Origin of the sequence: Sphingobium sp. LMC3-1-1.1, from assembly GCF_040676285.1 — a bacterium.
Taxonomy (GTDB): Bacteria; Pseudomonadota; Alphaproteobacteria; order Sphingomonadales; family Sphingomonadaceae; genus Sphingobium.
Genome location: NZ_JBEGHQ010000007.1, coordinates 1 through 23,392, shown reverse-complemented (window position 1 = coordinate 23,392; position 23,392 = coordinate 1). Strand labels below are relative to the sequence as shown.

The window sequence follows — 23,392 nt, the reverse complement described above, 5'->3', positions numbered from 1 at the left end:
TCCCAGGTGCGGAAGGTCCGCTATCCGGCAGGTGTCGACCAGCTTCGGCCGTTCCGCCCGCCATCTGGGAAGGGCTGGACCTGGGGAAGGCGGACATTGTAGCTGCGTGGGTCTACGCGAACTCTGGAGTAAGAGCCCCCGGCGAAGCCGAGGTAGTTCAGTGCATGATCTGGCTGAGAAAGCCCCGGGTCCGTTCGTGTTGCGGGGCATGAAAAAACGCCCCAGGCGCGTTGATCTCGATGATCTGACCGGCGTCCATGAAGACGATCCGGTCGGCGACCTGCCGGGCGAAGCCCATCTCGTGGGTTACGCAGATCATCGTCATGCCATCCTCGGCGAGGCTGGTCATTATGTCGAGCACTTCCTTTACCATCTCGGCGTCGAGCGCCGAGGTGGGTTCATCGAACAACATCACATCCGGCTGCATACACAGCGCACGCGCAATCGCGACACGTTGCTGTTGTCCGCCGGAAAGCTGGCCCGGATATTTGCCCGCCTGCTCTGGAATGTGGACACGCTCGAGGAAATGACGGGCGCGGCCTTCCGCTTCTGCGCGCGGCAGCCGCAGCGCCTGGATCGGTGCAAGCGTGCAATTTTCCAGGATGGAGAGATGCGGGAACAGGTTGAAGCCCTGGAACACCATCCCGACACGCCGTCGGATCGCCTCGACCGCCCTTGCGTCTGTGCCCAGCGCGGCGCCGTCGATCGCGATTTCCCCGCCATCATGCGTTTCAAGGCCGTTGATGCAGCGGATAAGGGTCGACTTTCCAGAACCGGAAGGGCCACAGATAACGATGCGTTCGCCCTTGAAAACGCTGAGATCGATCGCCCGTAGCGCGTGATATTCGCCATACCATTTGTCGACGCCCGACAGTGTGATGATCGGCTTGCGTGGCGTAACGTTCATCGCCGGTGCCCCATGTTCATCCTTGTCTCCAGGAACAGCGAGTAGCGCGAGATGCCGAAGCAGATCGCGAAATATATCAGTGCCACGAATGCGAACGTTTCGGCGAAAGGCGCTGGCCAGTCGGGATCCGTCAAGGCCGCCCTTGCCGAACTCAACAGATCGAACAGGCCTACAACGAGGACCAGACCCGTGTTCTTGATGATCACGACCACCGTATTGGTCAGCGCGGGCAAGACCTTGCCGATCGCTTGCGGCAGAACGATGAAGCGCAACGTCTGCCAGCGCTGTAATCCGAGCGCAGCGGCCGCCTCCGCCTGGCCTGGCGGAATGGCCTGGAGTCCACCGCGCAGCACTTCGGCCAGATAGGCCGCCGAATAACAGCATAAAGCCGCAAGAGCGCGGGTGAAATTATCGATCGTGAAGCCCTCAGGAAGCATGATCGGCAGTAGCACCGCCGCGATGAACAGCATGCTCAGGAGCGGCAGCCCGCGCACGATCTCGATGAAGCCTATCGACATCCAGCGCAGGATCGGCGCGGGCGACCGCCGGCAGAGCGCCAGCATGATCGCAGCGGGAAAGCCGATGGCGAGCGACAGCACCGTGAGCAGCAGCGTGATCGGCAATCCACCCCACGCGCTCGTTGGGACCGGTTCGAGGCCCAGCCACGCTCCGCCCATGACAAGCAACGACAGCAGGATTCCAACGATCCACGCGATCAATGTCCTTCGTGTCCAGTGCGCGGGTGGCAGCGTCCAGAGCGCCAGCGCGGTCAGCGCCACGACTACCGCGATTGCCCGCCAGCGTTCGCCGGGCGGATAGATGCCGAAGAGGATCTGCGGCCCCTTGGCCGTCAGGAACGCCCAGCAGGCGCCCTCGCCCGCACGGCAGGCCGCCGGCCCGCCATGCCATATTCCGTTGACGACGGCCCACGACAGCAGGTGCGGCGCGGCCATCGTCAGCAGCAGGGCAATGGTCACGGTTGCCGCACTGCTGGCGAGACCGGCAAAGAGCCCTTCATGCCAAGCCATCCTAGGCGCGGCTGGCGCAGGGCGCGGGGGGAGCGGCGCGGATTGCACAAAGGCTTCGACCGGGCCGGTTGCTGCGATCATCGGACCCTCGATGCCAGACGCCGGTTGAAGGCGTTGAGGACTGCCGACGCGGCAAAGTTGATCACAAGAAAGATCAGCACCAGGATCGCCACGCCTTCGATCGCTTGTCCGGTCTGGTTGATCGTCGTCGCCGTGACGAAGCTGATGTCGGGATAACCGACCACGAGTGCCAGCGTCGAGTTCTTGACGATATTGATATACTGACTCGTCATCGGCGGAACGATCACGCGCAGCGCCTGCGGCATGATCACGAGCCGGAACAGCCGCCGTTCCGGCAGGCCCAGCGCGCGCGCCGCCTCCCATTGGCCCAGCGGCACCGCCTCTATCCCGCTGCGGATGATCTCGGCGGCATAAGATGTCGAATATAGCGTGAGCCCGACAACGATCGCGACGAATTCCGGCGACAGGACAAGGCCGCCCTCAAAATTGAAATGTCCGGTGATGGGGCTGCTCAGCAGCCATCTGCCGTGATCGAACATCGGCCACGGCAGATAGAGGCCACGATTGGTAAGGAAGACGCCAGGCGCCGGATTCAAGGCCGCATGCGGTCCAGGCAGGCTGAAGATCAGCGCTGAGTAAAAAAACAGAAGTTGGACAATGAGTGGCGTGTTGCGGACGGATTCGACGAAGATTGCCGTCAATCCGGACGCGAGTGGATTATGCGATCGCCGCGCTTGTGCGAGAAGCAGGCCGAAGGCCGTCGAGAGGATTGCGACCAGCATAGACAGCAAGATCGTATTGCCCAGCCCAACCGCGAGCGCCCAGGCAAAGCTATCGGAGGGCGTATAAGGCAGCAGACTTTCCGAGATCGGAAAACGGGCTGCACGGTCGAGGAAGTCGAAGCCTGTCGCTATCCCCCGACTCGCCAGATTGTGTACGGCGTTCGTCGCCAGCCATATGACGAGAGCGATCACAGCGGCCAGGGCCACGAGTTGCAGCACGAATGATCTGGCAAAGTACCGGCGGCTGGAGCGCGACATTGCGGGAGGCCTCAGTTGAACGGAATGGGCACCATGATGCCCCCGTCGCGTTGCAGTCGGTTCAGGCCGCGAGGGATCTTGAGCTTACTCGCCGAGCCGACGTTACGTTCATAGAGCTCACCGTAATTTCCGACCTGGCGGATGATTTGGTAAGCCCAATCCTCATGCAGGCCCAGGGCGGCGCCCACGCCTGGTTCTTTGCCCACGAAGCTCCGTATATCGGGATTGCCGGAGCTTCGCTGTTCATCGATGTTTTGCCGGGTGAGTCCCAGCTGCTCCCCCATCAGCATGGCATCGATCGAGGCCTTCACAATGTCGAACCATCGATCGTCGCCGTGCCGGACAGCCGGCGTGAGTGCCGTGATGACGTCATCCGCCGGAAAGATCCGATAATCGTCTGGATTCGTGGTCATCGTCACCTTGACCGAGGCCAGCGCCGATGCGTCCGTGATCAAGGCGTCGCAACGGCCGGAAAAGAAAGCCTGTCGGCTTGCCTGCGTCGTATCGAATACCACGGGGTGCAGGTTCAGCGCATAGCGACGCGATACATTCGCGAACGTAACCTCGGTTACCGACCCCGTCTGGATACACACCGACGCCCCCTTCAGATCCTGCGCACGGACGGCGCCAGAAGCCTTCCGAACCATGAAGCCGGTATAGTCGAAGAAATTCGGGACCGTGAAATTGATCCCGTTCGCGTCGCGCGCGAGCGTCCAGGTGGTGGCCCGTGGCAGAACGTCGATCTCGCCGGTCTGGAGTGCGGTCAGGCGCTGCTGGCCGTTGAGCGGCACGAACCGCACCTTTTCCTTGTCACCCAGGACAGCCGCGGCAATCGCACGGCAGGTATCGACATCCAGCCCTCCCCAATATCCTTTGTCATCGGGTGTGCTGAAGCCGACCGTGTTCCCGCTCGCACCGCAGCGCACATACCCCCGCATGCGAACGGCCTCGAGCGTGCCACCGAAGCGGGCCGCCGGCGCGGGTGCCTGGCTGCATCCACCGAGCAGCGCGAGGATGGCTGTGCTGGCAAGAAACAGGCGGGCCATTCGAGCATTCTCCCAAATTGGCTGTCAGGCCAGGCTTGCCACGTTTTTGGGCGTCGGCGCGAGTGCGGCGAACAACCCTTCGAGATCGGCCCACAGATCGTCCGGATCCTCCAGCCCGATGCTGAACCGAAGGATGGTGCCACTTTCGGTCCACGGCGCCACCACGCGGTCGTTCTTGACCGACATCGGTGCGACGAGACTGTGCGTACCGCCCCAGGACGCGCCGATTGCAAAGATCCGCATCGATGAGAGCGCGGCTTCGAGCAAGGCTGCGGTTTCCGGGGCCAGAACGACGCTGAACACACCGCTCGCGCCCGCGAAATCCCGCTGCCAGAATTCACGGCCAGGGCATGTGGACAGTGCAGGATGAAGCACCCGCTCGACCCCCGGCAGCCCGGCGATCCGCTGCGCAAAATCGGCGGCGACCCGACCGATATGCGCCATGCGCACGCCCATCGTCTCGATGCCGCGCAAGGCAAGCTGGCAATCGTCCGGCGAAACCCCGATGCCGATCATCCGCATTGTATCCTTGAGGCGTCGGTGGAGTGCGATATCGGCCACCGATACCGATCCAAGCAACAGGTCCGAATGGCCGCCGACATATTTGGTAAGGGCATCCATCGAGAAATCGACACCGTGAGCAAGCGGCTTGAAGAGCAGCGGCGTGGCCCAGGTATTATCGCATCCGGTCAATACCCCACGCGCCCTGGCAGCCACCGTGATCGCCGGGATATCCTGGAACTCCATCGTCGTCGATCCGGGCGATTCCATCCAGATCAGCCGCGTATGATCGTCGATCAGTCCCGCGATGTCCGCGCCAATCAGCGGGTCATACACGTCATGATCGATTCCGCGTTCTGCGAGATAGTTCGCGCAGAATCCGCGAACCGGTGGGTAGGCCGTGTCGGGGATCAGGACTTTGTCACCGGGGCGGAGGACCGTCATGAAGACGATCGTGATCGCGCATTGGCCGGACGGCGTGATGACCGTGCGCTCCGCCCCCTCGAGGGCCGATAGCTGCGCCTCGAGCGTACGGGTGGTCGGTGTTCCGTGAAGACCGTAGCTATAGCCGTCGGGGCCGCGACACTTGCGCGCGGCGTACGCGCGGGCATCATCGAACACGATCGTGGAGGCACGATATGTCGGCACCGCAAGGCTATGGAAGCCTTCCCGTGAAACCACAGGATGGTGCACGACACGCGAACGATCCTTCATTGAAAACTCCCTTTGAACGACCGGCACCCTGTCGCGGCCGATCTAGAAGTTCAATTGAGTAATTTGTACAACTCGATGCCTGAATGTTATAGCCTAAGGAGCCGCAGCTGCGCCGCCAGATCGGGCCGCCTCGTTGAGCGCCCGTGTGAATTCGCGCACGAGCCGCGCTCGCTGGGCATCCGGCCGATATAATATATGGGCCTTAAAATAGACCGGGGGCTCGAACGGTCGCAGGATCAGCCCGCGTTCCTGAAAGCCATCGGCCGCGGCCGGATTAACAAGTCCGATCCCGGTGCCCGCCAAAGCCAGAGCGCAGATCGTGGCCGAATTGGGGGTTTCGACCACGATCTGCGGACGCACATTCGCGGCTTCAAAGGCCTCGGTCATTCGCGCCCGGGCGCGATCTTCGGGTGCGAGCGCCAGGAACGCCATGCCATCCAGATCCCGCGCATGGATATTTGGCCGATCGGCGAGCGGATGATCCGCCGGGATGACGCAGACCGCGCGAAAGCTGGCGAAAGCACTGTGATCGACGCCCGACAGGTCCACCTCATCGGCCGCCAGGCCGATATCGAATTGGCCGTTGATGACCAGATCACGCACGGCAGCCGAGGACGCGATCTGAAGCGTGATCGCGATCTGCGGATTGTTGATCCGGAATATGCGAATGGCGCGCGGGACCAAGGTTGAACCCAGCGCGGCCAGACTGGCAATGCGAACCGTGCCTGATCCGAAATCCCGGATGCGGGCCGCCGCCGCACGGAGGCTGTCGAGCCCGACAAAGCTGGTCGTCACGTCGCGGAAGAAGAGTTGGCCTTCGGGCGTTGGAATGAGCCGCCCCTTCACCCGGTCGAAAAGATCGAAACCGGTGCGCTGCTCAAGTTCTGCGACGGCGCGACTGACGGCCGGCTGGGTGATGCCCAGTAGCTCCGCAGCACGCGAGGCGGAGCCGCTGACCATCACGGCGCGAAAGATCTCAAGCTGTCGAAAATTCACGGTGCGACGCTGCTCCTGTCGGATAATATATAAGGTTTAGGTATAGAATCGTGCATGATCGTCAATTGAATTTCTATTCTTGCGGTCGATGATCAGCGCCAGGCCAGCAGCCCGGAAGCGGCTGTGGATGAGTTCTCGGGAGATTTGCGAAACCAACGCGCCACAGGGGGGCCAAGCGATGTTTCCTGCCACTACACAGAAAATTCGTCTCTTCACATCTGCATCGGTACTTTCCGTCGCGCTGAGTGCAACGCCGACCTATGCTCAGGCGTTGCCCGCCGACAGTAGCAATGCTTCGGCGACACCAACCTCCGAAATCGTCGTCACCGGTTCGCGCTTCGGGCAAAGAACCGCCACCGATTCCCCGACGCCGATCGATTCAATCGGCGCGGACCAGCTGGCGCGGAGTGGCGCGACCGATCTGCAATCGATGTTGAAGGTTGCTATGCCGACCTTCAGCATTCCCCGGCCCTCCGCGGCGGGCGTGTCGGATTTTCTGCAATCCCCCACGATGCGCGGCCTTTCGACCGGCGATCTGCTGCTGCTGCTCAATGGCAAACGTCGTCACACCAACAGCGATCTCAACACCAACAATCAGATTGGGCGTGGCGATGTCGCCTATGATTTCTCGGCCATCCCGGCGTCAGCGATAAAACGCATCGAAGTGCTTCGTGACGGTGCCGCCGCACAATATGGCTCCGATGCGATCGCGGGCGTAACCAACATCGTGCTCGATGACAGCCTGGGCTATCTTGCCCAGGGTCAGTTCGGGCAGACGACGCACGGGGATGGCGCACATTATCAAATCGATCTGGGGGCGGGCTTTGCGTTGGGCGACAGCGGCCGACTCCGCATCACCGCCCAGTATATCGATCACCACCATACCGACCGTGCGCTGCCCGACACCCGCCAGCAATATTTCGGATCGGGCGGGACGACCTTACCATCGGGCAATTATGGGTCCGGGATCGGCCTGACTCCATCGAACGGAAGCCTCGATCAGCGCGAAGCGACCGTCGATCGCGGCAACTGGATCTTCGGCGAGCCTGACTATAAGAACCGCACGATTTTCGGGAATCTCTCGCTTCCGCTATCGCCTTCGGTGACGCTCTATGCGTTTGGCGGCTACAATAATCTCAAAGGCTATTCCTACAATTTCCTCCGGCGCGCGGGGCAGGACGAAACGGTGCGCGCCCTCCATCCCAACGGCTATCTGCCGATCAACCTGGTCCAGCTCGAAAACGCATCGGGTGCAGCCGGCATCAAAGGAGATGATCTGGCCGGCTTCGGCTGGGACCTTTCCACGGTATACGGTTATAGTTCCTCCCGGCAGTCCGATCTCAATTCGAACAACGTGTCGCTCGGCGCCGCCAGTCCTCTCGACTTCTTTCGAGGTGCGGAACGCTTTGGGCAATGGACGACCAACCTCGATATCACCCGCGAGATTCCGATGGCGGACGGAGAACCGATAAAGATCGCCTTCGGCGCGGAATATCGGCGGGAATGGTTCCACCTCGTCGCTGGTGACCGTGCAAGTTACGTCAATGGGGGCATGCCCATCCTCGACGGGCCCAACGCCGGCAACGTGGCGGCGGTGGGTTCACAGCCTTCCGGGGGTATTTCGCCAGCAAATGCGGCCAGGGGAACGCGCAATTCCAAGGCCGCTTATGCCGAAATCGAGAAGACCTTCTTCGGCCGGCTGCTTCTCGACGCGGCGATACGCCATGAGAATTATTCGGATTTTGGATCGACCACCAACTACAAGATCGCCGGGCGCTTCCAACTTGCCAAGCCCTTTGCGATCCGCGCGTCCTATGGCACCGGGTTTCGCGCACCGGCGCTCGCGCAGATCATCTACAATTCGTCGACGACCAATTTCTTCAATGGTCAGCCGGTCACCATCCGCCTCATCTCGACTAATGATCCCATCGCGCCGCTGGTGGGTGCGCCACCGCTTCGGCCGGAAAAAGCGCGCGATCTGACGGTCGGCGGCGTATTCAACTCAGGCGCCTTCTCGGCATCGGTCGATTGGTATCGGCTGGAATTGAACAATCGGCTCGCTCTATCCTCGGCTTTCTCGAGTGCGGCGCTCACCAATTATCTTGCAGCCAGCGGTTTCGCTGGAATTCGATCCGTCTCGTTCGTCACCAACGGCGTTGACACGACGACGCGCGGCGTCGACGTGACAGCTTCCTACCGGCGGCGATTGAGCCCTGACGATCAATTGAACATGACACTGGCCGCCAATTTCAACACCAGCCGCATCGATCGCATATCCGGCACGCCGGCACCGCTCGCCGCCCTCGGCATCACGACGCCACTCGAGGATCTCACCAATCAGGTGCGCCTGACCCAGAGCGCCCCCGAGAACAAGATCTCGCTCGATCTGAGCTGGACGCATGGCCCGTTCCGGATGAGCCTGATCAATACGCGTTATGGCAAGGTCTCCCAGGTCGCGCTCACCAACAAGACGGCGGCGCAGGTTGCCGTACTGACACCGGGCTATCACGTCAGGCTCGTACCAAACGGTTCGAACTACGACATTATCCAGACTTTCGGGGCGGATATCGTCACCGACCTCGAGGTCTCATACGACCTGCGTGAAGGGATTCGACTGGCCGTGGGAGCAAACAACCTGCTCGATCGGCTTCCCGACCGGCAGATCGCCTCGACAGTCACCTCGGTCGCCGCAGGAACGAACGGTGCCGATAATAACGGCATCTTCCCGTACGCCTATATCGCTCCGTACGGCACGTCGGGCCGGTTCGTTTATGTCAAAGCATCATTCCGTTTCTGAAGAAACCAGCGCAACGAGGGCTTGTCACCATGATCGCTCAACCATGTCCGCGCCGCCGTCCGATCGGCGTTCTGGCGTGCCTGCATATTCTTGGGTGCAACCGAGGGACGATCCTGAGCCTCGACAGGCACGGCCATCGCCAGCGCGGCAGCAGTTGCGGTAGCGATCTTCATCGTTTCTCCGCTCAACAGCGTTGCCCGCTCAACAGCGGCGTTCGTCAACACTAGGCTCAGGACTCACTGATCAAAGCCAGAAGATAACGGTGGCAGCGAGGGCGATGGCTGAGAAGAATGCGTTGGGGCACCGGTCGTAGCGCGTCGCGACCCGTCGCCAGTCCTTGAGGCGGCCGAACATGATCTCGATGCGGTTGCGCCGTTTGTAGCGGCGCTTGTCGTGTTTGACGGCCTTGTTCCGGGATTTGCGACCGGGGATGCAGGGGGTGATGCCCTTTTCCTGCAAAGCATCGCGGAACCAGTCGGCATCATAGCCACGATCAGCGAGCAACCATTGGGCTTTGGGAAGTTCGTCCAACAGGGCGGCGGCACCGATATAATCGCTGACCTGCCCTGCGGTCATGAAGAAACTGATTGGGCGGCCGTTCGCATCGGTAACGGCATGGAGCTTGGTGTTCATGCCGCCTTTCGTGCGTCCGATCAGGCGTCCCGCGCCCCCTTTTTTACCGCAAGGCTCGATGCCGTGCGGTGGGCCTTGAGATATGTCGCGTCGATCATCACCGTCCAGCGTTCGGAAGCCTGAGGCGCTGCCAGACCTTCCATCATCCGAAGGAAAACGCCCTTGCCACCCCACCGCTTCCAGCGGTTGTAAAGCGTCTTGTGTGGGCCATAATCCTTCGGCGCATCCCGCCAGCGCAACCCATTCCGGTTGACGAAAATGATCCCGCTCAACACCCGGCGATCGTCAACACGCGGTTTGCCATGGCTCTTGGGAAAGTAGGGCTCAAGCCGAGCCATCTGCTCGTCCGTCAGCCAATACAGGTCGCTCATCTTCAATCTCCTCGCGGAGCCTGAATCAGATCGAGCCGGGCATATCAATGGGTCCTGACCCTAAGGTTCCGCCGCATACGAGACTGGATGAGCGACAGCTTTATATGGGGTCACGGAAGTTGCCTGTCCGGACACGGCCCCGTTGCAGCCTTTGAATAGGCATGTACGTAGGGCAGATTTCGACGAGCTAACCTGGGCCAACGAGCGACGGCTTTGTTGGCGACTCCGGACGAGATGTAGTGCGACCCCTGAATCGACAGATGTCGACCAGCTTCGGCCGTCCCGGTGAAGCTCCAGCAGTGTCGGCTTACGCCGGAACCGGTCATGGTGGGGCCAAACAGCGGTCGAGCAGATACGCGCCATGTCAGTCGTTCCGTAGCCAGAGGCGACGGTCCGTAACCAGCATTGTCGGAAAACACCTGTTTATCGCACATTCGATGAACCAGCGGCGGATGACAGGAAACCGTAGTTATCCGGCGTGGTTATGCGGAACTCTGTGGTCGTTGATCTTTTCCACGGGCATCGGCCAATGCGATGGCAGCTCCAAACTCCTCTGGTGTCGGAGATTCCGCAAACAGGGGAACGCCATCCGCAAGAAGCACCCATCGCTGCTTCCGCTTCACCCAAATGTGGGCTATCGGTTCAAGTCGTTCACTCTCAAAAAGCGTTCCTGCCCGAAGAAAGATCGTGCCGGGAAGCAAACTGTTGCGGTTGAATAGCCGGGTATAACAATTTCTGCAAACGACCTCCTCAAAATGGATATCGTTTGCTTCACGGCAATATGCTTCGACTTCGCCCTCGCAGACAAAAGCGGATGCATGGACCATTGCATGTTCGGCGAATGTGCAACCGCTCCTGGTCTGACAGTTCAGGCAGTGACAAGCATAAACTTGTAGAGAGCAAACCTTCATTGTGTAGGTGACCGCGCCGCAGTCGCAGCTTCCTGAAAGAGACATCGGAATGTTTGAATCCGCACGAATATGTTCGGAACTATTTGCCATGCATCCGTTCCGTTGTCCAACCGCAGCCGACGGGAAACCCATCGCGCACGGCAGGTATTGCCTGTTGGTCGTCCATCTCTATTGGGACGCACATCAGGCACATCAAATGTCCGACCTGAACCATGCTCAGAAAGCAGATCGCATTTACGAAATGTTTTCTGCGAGTGCTCTGGCACCTTGTTCCACCAATGACAGCACCTCTTTCTTGCGTTCGTCTGGCAGAAAATCGCTGACCCAGAGGAACTTGCAACTCAAATCATCGATCGGCAGAATTTGCATCGATGCCGAATGATGCTCGAACATGTCACCGAGCACGTAATAGACAAGCCGTTGCCGCTGCTCATCAATCGCAACGATCCTTTCTCGAACTACAAGACCGTTGGCGAACGTGACGGTCCGGACGTCGTCCTCCATAACGCCGTCGGTTAGGACAGGAGCAAATAGCTCTTGCGCCTTATCGACGCGTCGAATCGCCGCCCACGCTTTTGCCGCCGGAGCCGCAATCGGTTGCTCCCACCATATCGTAGCCATCAGACATTCTCCCGATTGCAGACCGCTTCGATATTATTGCCGTCCGGGTCGAACAGGAACGCGGCAAAATAGGAAGGGCCATAATCCGGTCGCAAGCCAGGCAGGCCGTTGTCACGGCCGCCGTTCGCAAGACCGGCCATATGGAACGCCGCCACCGCCTCCCGATCAGGCGCCGTAAACGCGATATGTGTGCGGGATGAGGCAGACTCTGCACAGTGTAGCCAGAACATGGCCTGGTCCGCAGGGCCATACCCCACGACCTCCGGGTCATCGTAGCAGCGCGTACATTCCAAGGGTTTGAGCACGGCGTCATAGAACGACGCACTAAACTCGATGTTTTTGACCTTCAGACCGATGTGGTCGATCACCATGCTTCTCCTTTTTGAGGCGGAAAGATCCCACGAAGAGCGCGAGCGGTAACGGAAACACACTGGGACGGACTTGGGGAAAATTGCTAAGTTGCCCCTATGACATTGAACGCACGGACCCTTGCAATTGGCGATGGCTGGCAGGCATCGGATGTACGATGTCAGGCGGGGCCGATGGATGCCGCTTTCGAAGAGCAACACGAGCGAGTCAGTGTGGCAATCGTCCTGGAGGGAACGTTCGGTTACCGGTCATCGCGCGGCAAAGCGGTCCTTGCCCCAGGTGCGATCCTGCTGGGCAATCCGGGCGACTGCTTTGAATGCGGGCATCAACACAGCGTGGGTGATCGATGCCTCTCGTTCCATTTTACCCCGGCATTCTATGAGATGATCGCAGCGGACGTCGCCGGTGTCACACGTCTTCATTTCAATCGCGCGGCCTTGCCGCCGCATGGTGCGGGCGCTGATCTGCTATTGAACGCGGATCTCGTGTGCGAAGAGCCGGGTATCGCCGAGGAGTTTGCCTGCGAACTTGCTGCGCGCGTGGCCACGGCATTGCTGGACGAGCGGCCGACTGTTTCATCGACGGGAAGCAAGACCCGACGTATCCAAGAAGTAGTCCATTGGATTGAGCAGGAAGCACACGAGCCGCAAACCCTTGCCGATTTCGCTCGAATGGCGTGCATGAGTCCCTTTCATTTCCTTCGCGAGTTCAAGCGCGTGGTCGGAATGACCCCGCACCAGTTCGTTATCTCCATCCGTATGCGCCGTGCCGCCGACCACCTGCGGCGTCAGGGCGGCTCGGTTTTGCAGGCGGCGGTAGAGGCCGGCTTTTCCGACCTTTCTGAATTCAACCGCAGATTTCGTCGCGTTCTGGGAGAAACCCCCGGCGAATATCGGGCTCGGATAGGCATAAGAGGTAACAAATCGAACATTTGCCGCTGACGGAAAACACATGTTTCTCGTACACGTGGAGGTAATTCCGCCAGTTGCATGTCGCGCGCGCAACTTCTTGAGCTTCGAACGGGGGGCGATGCACGACAATCGCTGTCGGATTGGCGAAGTGTCGCATGCCCTATCAGATAAGGTTTTACGACATGCCTTTTCGGCAGCAATTTACGTTAATAGACCCGAATCCGATAGGCCGAAATCGGCCAGCCTTTCCCTTGCCTTGACGCTGCGTGCTCTCTTTCGAACGTCCGGTGTTCGCCTAACTGCCGTCCTATCGACGCCGGCCCAGAAACGACAGCAAAGTCCCAGAACGCGTCTGCGAGATGAACAGAGGGCAAAGTATCAGGAGGCGGCGCAGGCGCCGTGAAGGTCGCCTTTGTTGGCGTCAGCGGTCATTCACCGTTTGGACCTCGAATGTCCGCGATCCTCAGTTCGTCACCCGGAACCCGACAGTCGCGAAAGTCCCCTCTCCGGCACTCTTAGCGATCGGGAAACACAGGCTCTTAGCATATATCTGTGCCCCTTTTATGTGACGCCGCCGATCAGATACGACACGTGCCGTAACCGTCGCCGCAGCTGCATGGTAATTATGTTCCGAAGTCTCAATTGCGAAACAGCAAATCTTAGTTGTAGCTCGTCAAGTAGCAGATATATAAAGTCTCCTCTTATTCATTTCATGTCATTGCCAAGAACTTTTCCTGCCCGCTCAGATAGAACACGTATAACGTCCTTGCGTGATTTCGATTTGAGTTCTTCCACGATGTCAACAGTCTCGTTGAGATGAACGACCGGACCATCGCCGATAGCATCAAGGCAGGCCAAGGCAACGTTGCGAGGGTCCGCGCCAGGCGCATTCGGATCATCGACGGGATAACCCTTCCGTCCAAGCTGGGGCGTCTTGGTCACGCCCAGCATCATCACCGAAACATCGACGCCCTGGGGCGCAAGCTCGAACCATAGCGCTTCGGCAAGATTCCGCTGGAAGGCCTTTGATGCTGAATAAACCGCCACGTACCCGGTTCCCACCTCGCCGGAACCAGAACCGACCAGCATTATCGCTCCGCGCTGCCGATCGGCCATGAGCCTGCCGAAGTGATGAATCAGCCGGATCTGACTGGTAATGTTGAGCTGCACTAACCGGAGGTGTGCTTCAACATCCTGCGCGATGAAAGCGCCCAACGCAACACCGGATCCAGCGTTGCAAATCAGCATCCCGACCTCGACGTCGGTGACCGCGGCCGCAACCTGATCGGCCGCTTCCGGTACCGTGATATCAAGCGCCAACTCCCGCACTTCAACGGGTGTCTGGTCAACGATACTCTGTTTCAATGCCTCCAACGGCTCGGTCCTGCGGGCGACCAGCAAGAGATTGACGCCGTCGTGCGCCAGCGCCCGAGCCAATTCAGCGCCCACTCCTTCGGAACCACCAAGGATGACTGCCCAAGGTCCATATTTTTCTTTATACATGGTGTGCCTTTCGTACTCCGGTGTCCTTCCCGACCTCAGCGATGCGAATAGCCGCTAATATCTCAGTTTGAACGAGCAGTTCAGGCCAACCGACATGTCGGACGAAATCGGCATGCGCCTTCAGGGTATAGTCCAGCCCTCCGCGCGGAGGCAGGCAACTGAATTAAATTAGGCCGACCGCAAGCCCGAATTTTCGAGAATGCTTCATGGCAGGGATCATGTCCGTGTCGCCGGACACCAACAAAATGCGATCACCGTCGCCCTCATCTCAGGATTTGTGGCCTCCGGCAATCTCGGGGGAGGGGGTTAACGCCGGCCGCGGGCCAAGCGCGTCCGGGAACTCACGTCGTTTGCAGTTCTGGAATTTGACAGGCTGCATCTATGCCAAGCACATGTGCAGCGCGGCCGAGACCGATCCAGCCCGCACAGCAATAGGTCAGATCGACGATCTCTGAGTCGCTAAGGGCAGCCTTCAGTTCAGCCCAAAACGCTTCGTCGGCGGAGAGTGATCGCGGTTCGGTGCCCATTTTCTGCGCGAAGCGTACGGCGAGGCGCTCACGAGCGTCGAGCATGGACAGATCGCCCGCCAGGACCGCCTGGTAGAAATTCTCGTCGGGCTCATCTCCCGTTTTGTTGATGCTGCCTTCGACACCCAGTAGCCGGACATCGCGCGCCGAGCGCCAGTTCATACAAATGGTGCAGCCGTTAATCACCGCAGTGGCAATGCGCGCCGCCTCAAATAGCCGCAGCGGCAGACGGGAGTGCTGATAAGTGGCATGGGAGAACCCCCCTGCCGCTTTCAACAGTTCGGGCAAATACTGGGAACTGAGATCGCCTAGCGGCTGCCCTGGCTTTTGCTCGAAAGCTACACGCATTGATTTCTCCTCTCTCCAAACCAGGCCCCGCTTCGCCGTCGCGTGGCGCTTCCCAGCCGGGTTCGGCCAAGCAAGCCAGTACTACACTGCTCCATGCATATAATCCACGTAGGAGTTGGCAGGGGCCAAGCGCCCACGAGCAGGCAATGCTCCTGAGGATTATAATGGATGGTTTATTGATGCACTTGAACAGAGCTGTAGCTTCATCGGGTAGATACCGGCGGCAAGGTAGCCACGACTACGCGAAGCGGAGGTTTCGCCAGCGATTTTTCAGGGAGGGTTGGGGCTTCATCTCCACGACGAAGCCCCAACCACAACCTCAAACCTGTACCATTGATGTTGACGGCGAAGAATTACGTTAGCACCCACCCTCGATTCATGGGGGGGGGCATAAGACTAGAACTTCACCTCAAGCTGTCCCGAGATGATGCACGGGGCGCCTGGGATGATGTAATCGCTGGTTCCGCTCGAAGTGCCGTATACGCCCCCTCGTCACAGACCTTTTCATCCCTCCAAATCAGATGACTCGCTCGATGGATGGTAAGAGGGGCAAAACCCCGGGCGCTCAGGCGAGAGCGCAGCGGCGAGCGACGACTTCGGGTAGATACGAGCCGTTACGTTCACCTCGATGAGGCGGTTCAGTCCGCGGTCGAGCGTGTTTCGGCGGCTATCGCTTCCCTACTCCATGGCGCTGTCGATCGGCCGGCACAGCCCAATATCAACGTCTTCTCAATAGGCTCACCGACGCTACTGACGGGAGCCGGATTCGGCTTCACGGGCACGGTGACCGCTCGCCGGAGCGCCAACGCCTAAGAGGCTGGTCTAAGAGCCTGTCTTGAATCTCAAGCGTAACGAGCTCAGGATTCTTCTCGCAGAATGTTCCGAGACTGGGAAGGATAAGCCCGTTTGCTAAATTCTCAGCCGTCGCTAGCCGGACTTTCCCCGACACTTGCGACTGGAGCGCTGCACCCGAGGCAAGTGACAGAGCTGCCGCCTCGACAAGCTCGGCCTTCTCGATGAGATCCGATCCGTCCTCGGTAAGTTGATAACCGCTTTGATGGCGCACAAAAAGCGGAAGCTTGAGCGCGCCCTCAAGTCGGTCGATCCGCCGCGACAATGTGGCAACTCCAATGCCAAGCGCGTCGGCCGCCGCGCTCAACGTCCCGCAACGCGCCACAGCCAAAAGCGCGCGCGCATCATCCCAGACCATCCTAGAGCTTGCAGGTCTTCCAGAAATGGAAATCTGATTGCCGGGAATGTCGAGTTTTTTCATCTTCCGGATATGGCATCAGGGCATCCGAAAAAACAAGGAGATTAGCGATGCGGATGCGGATGCTTGGTAGCCAATTGCAGGTATCGGCCCTGGGCTTGGGTTGCATGGGAATGAGCGAGTTCTATGGCCCACGCGATGATGCGGAATCCCGCAATGTCCTTGCACGGGCAGTCGACCTTGGCATTGATTTCTTCGACACGGCCGACATGTACGGCCCCCATCATAATGAAGAACTGATCGGATCATTTCTTGTGGCGAGCAAGGCCAGGATCAAGATCGCTACCAAATTCGGGATTGTCCGGAGGCCAGGGGAATATAAACGAACTTTGAACAATAGTGCCGCTTATGCCCGGCAATCGTGCATAGCTTCGATGCGGCGTCTCAAAGTCGATCATATCGACCTCTATTATGTGCATAGGATCAGCCCATCGAGGATACTATCGGAGGCCTTGCTCGCCTCGTAGAGGAGGGCAAGATCGGTGCAATTGGCTTGAGTGAGGTTAGTGCGGAAACCCTGCGCCGAGCGCATAAAGTGCATTCCATCGCTGCGGTCCAGACGGAATATTCGCTTTGGTCGCGCCATGTTGAGGCGGAGATATTGCCCACCTGCCGTGAACTGGGCATTGGCTTTGTCCCTTATTCCCCGCTTGGCCGAGGTTTTCTCACGGGACGCTATCAAGCCAGCCAGGATTTCGCGCCCGATGATTTCCGCAGCCAGCTTCCGCGGTTTTCCGACGCGGCTTTCACGACAAATCACCGGATCGTCAACGTCATATCCGCCATGGCGAAGGACAAAGGCTGCACGACCCCACAGCTCGCAATCGCGTGGTTGCTGGCGAAGGGCGACGACATCGTTCCGATACCAGGGACGAAGCGCCTGAAATATCTCGAGGAGAATGTCGCCGCAGGGGACGTCATCCTCACCAACGAAGAGTGTGCCACCCCGGAAGCATCCGTCGATGGACTGCCGGTTGTAGGTGAACGCTACACCGCTGAAGGCATGAAAGGGCTAAACGCATGACCAATGTTGGCGCGCATGGACCGCCGTCGCCACGCTCGGCATCGGCAGTTTCGCTATCGTCACCGGAGAACTCGCACCTATCGGGCTTTTGTCGCAGATCGGTAACGATCTGGGCCAGGCTCCCCAGCAGGTGGGCCTCATTGTGACGCTCTATGCATGGATCGGTGCGGCGGCGGCGCTAGTATCGGCGGTCGCGATGGGACGAATGCCGCGGCGCGCCCTGCTCATCGCACTGATGCTCCTCCTCGCCCTCTCGGGTGTCGGAGCAGCCGTGGCAGATAGCTTCGGCCAATTGATGGCGGCGCGGATCATCGGCGCAGTCGCTCATGGTGCCTTCTGGGCCATGATCGGCACGCTGGGCGCACAGCTCGTGCCCCCACATCAGGTTGGTCTCGCGACTTCCATAATCTTCGGCGGCGTATCCGCAGCCAGCGTACTGGGCGTGCCGCTCGCCAATCTCGTCGGAGCCGCTCAGGGCTGGCGCACAGCCTTCGGTTGTACCGCTGGTCTCGCCTTTCTTGTCGCCGGTTCAGTCTGGCTGACGGTCCCTCCCATCGGTGGAGCGGAAAGTGTCGGTACCCAGGCCATGACGAAGGTGCTCACAAACGGGCGCTTTCAACGCATTTTCATCGCCACGCTTCTTTCGATCACCGCGCATTTCATGGCCTTCACCTATATCGAGCCGTTCTTGGGAGAGACGACGCGCATACCGTCAGGCGTTGTCCCCATATTGCTGTTCGCCTTCGGCGCAGCGGGCCTGCTTGCAAACTCGCTCACCGGCGCACTCATCGATCGACAGTTGAAAGCGATCCTGATGCTATCGTTGGTATCCGCATCCTTGGCTTTGCTCGTCCTGGCTATCGGTGGTGCCTCGCTCACTATCTGGGAAGCGAGCGTTGCACTCGTGGTGTGGGGCGGCGCCATCGCCGCCGTGCTAGTCGGGCTTCAGACGTGGATACTGAAGGAAGCGGGGCCGAACGCCCTTCCTGCCTCGGCCATCTATGTGGCGCTCTTCAATGGTGCGATCGGACTCGGAGCGATGATTGGGGGTGCGGTGCTGAATTCCGCATCGTCGGCCGCTGTGTTCCTAGCAGCAGCTCTTTTTGTCGCCCTGGGGACGCTGGCCATACACCTTCTGCGTGAACCGATGAGCAACGAACCCGCTTAACGGCGAGCCTCCAGCGGATTCATTGTCTCTGATCCAATGTGTCAGCCAATGGTTTTGACAGGCTCCGGACCATCGCCACGATCCGCGACACTGTTGGCTGGCTGACGCCAAATATGCGAGCCATCTCGGCGGCGGATTTACGGCCAGACATCACACTCTCGGCAATTTCGGCACGTTGTTTGGCATTGAGTTTCGGACGTCGGCCACCGACACGGCCTTCGGCGCGCGCCTGATCCAACCCGGCCTTCGTCCGCTCCCGGATCATGGCGCGCTCGAACTCGGCAAAACTGCCGACCATCTGCATCATCATCTTCGCCCAGCAGTCGATGCTGGTTTGAGAGCGCAGATTGGAGGATGAGCATGGCCGACGAACCAGACAGCGCGGGTGTGCGCTTCCCTCCGCCCTTCGTTTATCTGGGAGCGCTGCTGTTGGGGCTGGCGGCGGAGCGGTTCGTCACCCTGCGCTCTTTAGGCATCGACTGGCGGCTGCTGGTCGCGACGGGCGCGCTGTTATTCGTTGCCGGCGCGACGATCATGCTTGCGGCGGCGGGGCTGTTCCGGCGGTTGGGCACCAATATTCCTCCGTCGCAGCCAACAACTCTCATCGCGACGACCGGTCCCTATCGGTGGACCCGCAATCCCATGTATCTCGGCATGGCACTTGTTTATGCCGGCCTTGCGATCAGCTTCGACGGGCCGATCGCCTTGGCCTTGCTCCCGTTGGTGCTGATCGCGATCCAGACGCAGGCGATCGCTCGCGAGGAGCGCTATCTCGAAGCAAAGTTCGGCGACGACTACCGCCGCTACAAGGCCGAGGTTCGCCGCTGGCTCTAACCATTCCGCCGCTGCCGCCTGGGCCTTCTGATAAACCAACACGGGCTTCCTTGCCGCGAGCTATCATATTCTGAAGGTTGCAGGCCGGTGTCACGGAAAACCGGCTGGCCGGCGGACCCCGCAGTATACCCGGCGCCTGAGGAAACGCACATGTCCAAGACCAGAGACACCGAAGACAGCTTCTGTATCTCTCGTCCGTTTGCTCTTGGCGAACCCGTAACCAAGGGCGGACAGGTCGCCACCGACCCAACGTCGGTCAATTGACGCTGGCACCCGTACAGGGTTGGAGCGTCTGCTCTCTTCAAAAGCCGCCGTTCAAGTGGCGCCTCGGGGACGACGGCTTCGTCCCACGATCCGGCGCTCGCTTCCGGCGGCAATCGACCAAGCCCGGTCGTTCTGCCGGTGCGCCTGATGTTGGGGAGCGAGTAGTTGCGGAGATGCCAATCGCGTCGCTAAACGGCCGGTAATTGTGCGAACCAGAGTCAAGTTGAACATACTGGGCGTTATCGCACTTTCGCGCTTCGGGAGCGGCGGGCGAAAAAACGGCGCGATCCGGAGGCATCGATCGCCCCCTGATGATATTCGACCCATCCCAAGCGCACAGAGGCCCATCTTCCTCCCCGGGGGTCAGACTAACCCGAGCAGAACCTGTCGGCCTACGGCTTTATATTGAACTTCCCATATTGCACATCGATGCGCGGTTCGAGCTGCCGGGCAATGGTCAGATCCACGGCTCCTTCCTTCTCCCGTCCCATCCGACTGAGAACGATGCCCCGGAGATATCGGCTTTGCGCAGTGCCGGGGGCATCATTCAACACGGCGTCAAGATCCTGCAGAGCGTCATCATAACGCGCCAGACGGAACCAGACCAGAGCTCGACTGTCCAGTGCCTGATAGGCGGAAGTGCTGAGTTCAATGGCTCTTGTGCAATCCTTCAGCGCGGTATCGATCATGACTGATCGCGTTGCCTTCACCCAGCATCGGGCGTTCAGGAGGGACGGGCTGCCCGGCTTGTCCGAAATGAGACCGTCAAGGAGCTTGAGTGCCTCCTGCGGATCGCCATATTCTCCGATCAGGTCAGCCTTGATCTGACGATAGCCATCCCGCGCGTTGCCTCCGAGCGCTATGCGCTGATCGAGCAATTCTCTGGCGCGATCCAATTTTCCGGTTTCGGCAAGCATGCTCGAAAAGGCGCTGTTGGCCTGGTCCGATGAGGGATCAAGCGACCGCGCCTTCTCGGCATCTGCCAGCGCTTCCTGCATACGCCCCAGGTCCCTCAGCACGTTAGCGCGCTTAAGATAGGTATCCACATCAGGGGCTATGGAAATGGCTTTGGTCAGGTCAGCCAGTGCCCCGGCCTTGTTTCCGATCCCGTTCCGCAGGCTGGACCTCGCAAGATAGCCGCTCGCGTCATCCGCATCTGCCTGGGCAATGGCCTGGGCAAAAATCGTTTCGATAGCCGCGACTTGGGTCGCGCCGACCGGGTCTCGCCCCTTCAGCTCCCAGCGCCGCCGCGTGTCCGCGGGAGCGACCAGCCGCGGAAGTCGTATTTGCGCAGTAGAAAGCCGATCGCGTTCGGCGGGAATGTCCTCCACCGCGATTTCCGCGCCCGTCGTGTCGAGCCGCTCATCTACGGTCACGATGCCCTTGTCGATGCTCATGCTGCGCGTCAATTCGCGCCCTGCAACCCGTTCCACAGCATTCTGCTCGCCCTCGACCGTGCAACCCTCGCCACCGTTCGGCAGGCGAAGCCGCAACCGATAACGGATGGCGTCCGGGTCTGGCGTTGCCACGGCGATGGTTGACCAGCTCGATTTGGCGCGATCGGGATTGAAAACGATGTCAGCGAGCGACCGTATGACCGGCCGCTTCATATGCCTGTCCTGCCAGGACCAGAGAGTCGTCGTCGCTCCCTTGGCGGTAAGCGTGGTCGTTCCCGCAGCCGGATCAACAGCCAGTGATACGTCGGAATATTGCCCGGTCCCTATCAGCCGGCTGAAGAACTGGGCGATGAATTCGTCGCGCTGCTTGCGATCGAGTTGTGTCGTGATCAGGTTCAGGCCCGCAGCGGACGGCCCGCGCAGGATAGCCTTCGCGCTGAAGGCACTGGGCAGATCGACGCTGGCACTCTCGTCCACATCCATTGTCAGGTCGAGGGAGGGCCGCGCCACCTTGCGCTGCACCAGCGGCATCAGGTCAGCGCCCGCTGGCCTGAGCGGCAAGGCATAGCGAAAAGGCGGCGTATCCCGCATATCCTCGATCCGGGCGCCCATGCCCGTGGCGTCCAGCCAAAGGCTTTCGCCGTTGATCACCGCGCGCACGATGACATGATCAAAGGCCCCCACGCTGGGCAGGCGATCAGAGACCAGATCGCCCATCTGGCTGTTCACCAGTACAGCCTCCGCTTCTATGCCGGCCCCGCGCAGCAGCGCCAGCAGCAGCAGAGACTTCGCCTTGCAGTCGCCATAGCGAAACGTCCAGCTGTCCTCAGGCTTCTGCGGTACATAATTGCCGCCATTCATGCCAAGGGCGAGATAGCGAACATTCTCCTGCACAATTTGCAGCGCGCGCTGCGCCCGTTCCATCGGTGAGGGAAGCGCCTTTACCTCCGCAAGCTGCCGGCTGAGTGGGCCACCCTCCCTGATCAGGCCATCAGTGGCATAAAGCGGAGCCATGACTTTGGATACGGCCTGCCAATCAGCAAAGGTCGACAGTTCCAGCAGGGGCGGATGTCGGAAACGAACTGGAGAATCGTCCGGTATGTCGGGCTGTTTGGCGATCGGCAACGGAACGAGAAGTTCAGTATATCCGCCGCTTCGCGTTGGTTTTACTGCAACGTTGCTGGCCAACACTTTCCAGCGTGCATCGGTCTTCGCATCCCACTGGACCCTGACCCTGCCAAATTTCACCCGCACCGGCGCAGGTATGAGCGGGCTCATGCTCTGGATATTTCCGGCAAGCGCAGGGTCCGACATGGTCACGGAATAGCGCAGCCTCAATATATCGCCCACCTGCAGGCCTTCGACCGGCATTGTGGCAGAGAGGAGGCCGTTCAACTGCCGTTGTTCAAGCCCCTGCTCGCGGCGCAACACGGTGAAGCTCTTGCCGCCCCCCAGAAGGTCAATCTCCTGTCCCGCCCGCAGGATTGCAAGATCGTGGATGATGAGATCGCCCTTGTCGGGCATCCATGGCAGGGTGATCGTCGCGAACTGGCCCAGCATTTCGGCCGATGCGATGCGCGTAGCGGTGTCGGAATAGGTCCAGAGCTTTTCAGCTTCGATACGCTGTTGATTGTCGAAGATCAAAAGAGCGGGCGCGTCGGCATCCGTCTTCGTCAAATCAAGTGCCGCCTTGTTTACCCAAGCGGGCGCGGGCTGATGCAACGGGGTCTCGCCAGCATGGACCGCCATTACAGGCCCAAGCAATGCAGCAATAGCCAGAAGTGGCTTTGGCATAAATACGGAATTCCCCCTATTTGGCGTATGTGTGCGCCCGGGGAAATCAAATATCGATAACAACTTGAAGACTCAAGAGGAGGAAGCCAGGTATGGGTGCCAACTGGCTGCACGCAACCCAACGCAGCATAAGTTATGCCGTTTCCGACCCATGCCGGCCATCCAGTGGCCAAATTTTCATCGCCGGCAGCAGACCTTCCGCTTTTGCGATGTTCATAATTGGTGCGTGACCGCCGCAGCCTAAGGTCCTGGCTCCTCGCAGCGACAAGGAGCTAGGCGATGTTGACAAAAGAGGTTTTCATTTGGGCTGAGTTCTGATTCAAGGCTGCTTTTTTGGGGCAGCGATGTTTCGGGGCGATTTGTCGGATGAAGAGTGGGCGGTGATCGGCGGACTTCT

General features: G+C 59.8%; 19 protein-coding genes and 1 pseudogene. 5 read left to right on the top strand and 15 right to left on the bottom strand.

What is annotated here, in order from left to right:
* Nucleotides 1-157: 157 nt before the first annotated feature.
* The 6 genes from MRBLMC3_RS09595 to MRBLMC3_RS09570 all read right to left on the bottom strand — a co-directional run bounded on the left by MRBLMC3_RS09595 (nt 158) and on the right by MRBLMC3_RS09570 (nt 6,253).
* Nucleotides 158-883, bottom strand: a complete 726-nt coding sequence (locus MRBLMC3_RS09595) for an amino acid ABC transporter ATP-binding protein (RefSeq protein WP_414714640.1) — start codon at nt 881-883, stop codon at nt 158-160.
* A gap of 20 nt (nt 884-903) precedes the next feature.
* The gene (locus MRBLMC3_RS09590; RefSeq protein ID WP_363827989.1) at nt 904-1,935 is read right to left on the bottom strand and encodes an amino acid ABC transporter permease; all 1,032 of its coding nucleotides are present in this window, start codon (nt 1,933-1,935) and stop codon (nt 904-906) included.
* 77 nt (nt 1,936-2,012) lie between these two features.
* A complete protein-coding gene (locus MRBLMC3_RS09585; RefSeq protein WP_363827986.1) occupies nt 2,013-2,996 on the bottom strand; it encodes an amino acid ABC transporter permease in 984 nt (327 codons plus the stop codon).
* Nucleotides 2,997-3,007: 11 nt separating this feature from the next.
* A complete protein-coding gene (locus tag MRBLMC3_RS09580) occupies nt 3,008-4,042 on the bottom strand; it encodes an amino acid ABC transporter substrate-binding protein (RefSeq protein WP_363827983.1) in 1,035 nt (344 codons plus the stop codon).
* Nucleotides 4,043-4,066: 24 nt separating this feature from the next.
* Entirely contained in the window at nt 4,067-5,257 is a 1,191-nt protein-coding gene (metC, locus tag MRBLMC3_RS09575; protein WP_363827981.1) for a cystathionine beta-lyase, read from the bottom strand.
* Nucleotides 5,258-5,350: 93 nt separating this feature from the next.
* On the bottom strand, nt 5,351-6,253 hold the full coding sequence (locus MRBLMC3_RS09570) for a LysR substrate-binding domain-containing protein (RefSeq protein ID WP_363827978.1): 903 nt from the start codon (nt 6,251-6,253) through the stop codon (nt 5,351-5,353).
* Between the two features lie 178 nt (nt 6,254-6,431).
* On the opposite strand from MRBLMC3_RS09570, the gene MRBLMC3_RS09565 reads away from it, so the two are divergent.
* Nucleotides 6,432-9,050 carry a TonB-dependent receptor plug domain-containing protein gene (locus tag MRBLMC3_RS09565; protein ID WP_363827975.1) on the top strand — a complete coding sequence of 873 codons (2,619 nt, stop codon included), beginning with the start codon at nt 6,432-6,434 and terminating at the stop codon, nt 9,048-9,050.
* Between the two features lie 243 nt (nt 9,051-9,293).
* Here MRBLMC3_RS09565 and MRBLMC3_RS09560 read toward each other — a convergent pair.
* From MRBLMC3_RS09560 to MRBLMC3_RS09545, 4 genes are all read right to left on the bottom strand, one after another.
* Nucleotides 9,294-10,054 (bottom strand): IS5 family transposase gene (locus tag MRBLMC3_RS09560; RefSeq protein WP_363827972.1). Its coding sequence is split into 2 segments (ribosomal slippage): nt 9,294-9,730 and nt 9,730-10,054, totalling 762 coding nucleotides; the frame shifts between segments, so codons are not numbered across the junction.
* A 482-nt stretch (nt 10,055-10,536) separates the two neighbouring features.
* Nucleotides 10,537-11,055, bottom strand: a complete 519-nt coding sequence (locus MRBLMC3_RS09555; RefSeq protein ID WP_363827969.1) for a GFA family protein — start codon at nt 11,053-11,055, stop codon at nt 10,537-10,539.
* A gap of 144 nt (nt 11,056-11,199) precedes the next feature.
* On the bottom strand, nt 11,200-11,586 hold the full coding sequence (locus tag MRBLMC3_RS09550; protein WP_133654625.1) for an SRPBCC family protein: 387 nt from the start codon (nt 11,584-11,586) through the stop codon (nt 11,200-11,202).
* A complete protein-coding gene (locus MRBLMC3_RS09545; protein WP_363827966.1) occupies nt 11,586-11,957 on the bottom strand; it encodes a VOC family protein in 372 nt (123 codons plus the stop codon). The genes MRBLMC3_RS09550 and MRBLMC3_RS09545 overlap by 1 nt, the downstream gene beginning before the upstream one ends.
* A 171-nt stretch (nt 11,958-12,128) precedes the next feature.
* Here MRBLMC3_RS09545 and MRBLMC3_RS09540 point away from each other — a divergent pair, with 171 nt between their 5' ends.
* Entirely contained in the window at nt 12,129-12,896 is a 768-nt protein-coding gene (locus MRBLMC3_RS09540; RefSeq protein ID WP_363827963.1) for an AraC family transcriptional regulator, read from the top strand.
* Nucleotides 12,897-13,571: 675 nt separating this feature from the next.
* Here MRBLMC3_RS09540 and MRBLMC3_RS09535 read toward each other — a convergent pair.
* The 3 genes from MRBLMC3_RS09535 to MRBLMC3_RS09525 all read right to left on the bottom strand — a co-directional run bounded on the left by MRBLMC3_RS09535 (nt 13,572) and on the right by MRBLMC3_RS09525 (nt 16,517).
* Nucleotides 13,572-14,369: an SDR family NAD(P)-dependent oxidoreductase gene (locus tag MRBLMC3_RS09535; protein WP_363827960.1), complete on the bottom strand. Its 798-nt coding sequence runs from the start codon at nt 14,367-14,369 to the stop codon at nt 13,572-13,574.
* A gap of 341 nt (nt 14,370-14,710) precedes the next feature.
* Nucleotides 14,711-15,244 carry a carboxymuconolactone decarboxylase family protein gene (locus MRBLMC3_RS09530; protein WP_363827957.1) on the bottom strand — a complete coding sequence of 178 codons (534 nt, stop codon included), beginning with the start codon at nt 15,242-15,244 and terminating at the stop codon, nt 14,711-14,713.
* Nucleotides 15,245-16,016: 772 nt separating this feature from the next.
* Nucleotides 16,017-16,517, bottom strand: a complete 501-nt coding sequence (locus tag MRBLMC3_RS09525) for a LysR family transcriptional regulator (RefSeq protein WP_363827955.1) — start codon at nt 16,515-16,517, stop codon at nt 16,017-16,019.
* Between the two features lie 47 nt (nt 16,518-16,564).
* Between MRBLMC3_RS09525 and MRBLMC3_RS09520 the strand changes: the two are divergent.
* Together MRBLMC3_RS09520 and MRBLMC3_RS09515 are read left to right on the top strand one after the other, a co-directional pair.
* Nucleotides 16,565-17,538: pseudogene (locus tag MRBLMC3_RS09520) on the top strand (aldo/keto reductase).
* 40 nt (nt 17,539-17,578) lie between these two features.
* Nucleotides 17,579-18,706 (top strand): MFS transporter, encoded by a 1,128-nt coding sequence (locus tag MRBLMC3_RS09515; protein ID WP_363828082.1) that lies wholly within the window; start codon nt 17,579-17,581, stop codon nt 18,704-18,706.
* Nucleotides 18,707-18,725: 19 nt separating this feature from the next.
* On the opposite strand, the gene MRBLMC3_RS09510 is transcribed toward MRBLMC3_RS09515, so the two are convergent.
* Nucleotides 18,726-19,016, bottom strand: coding sequence for a recombinase family protein (locus MRBLMC3_RS09510; protein WP_363827952.1), 291 nt, complete (start codon nt 19,014-19,016; stop codon nt 18,726-18,728).
* Between the two features lie 44 nt (nt 19,017-19,060).
* Here MRBLMC3_RS09510 and MRBLMC3_RS09505 point away from each other — a divergent pair, with 44 nt between their 5' ends.
* Complete coding sequence (locus MRBLMC3_RS09505; protein WP_363827949.1) at nt 19,061-19,540, top strand: methyltransferase family protein; 480 nt, start codon at nt 19,061-19,063, stop codon at nt 19,538-19,540.
* Nucleotides 19,541-20,196: 656 nt separating this feature from the next.
* Here the strand turns inward: MRBLMC3_RS09505 and MRBLMC3_RS09500 are convergent.
* A complete protein-coding gene (locus tag MRBLMC3_RS09500) occupies nt 20,197-22,878 on the bottom strand; it encodes a DUF3857 domain-containing protein (RefSeq protein WP_363827947.1) in 2,682 nt (893 codons plus the stop codon).
* Nucleotides 22,879-23,392: the final 514 nt, after the last annotated feature.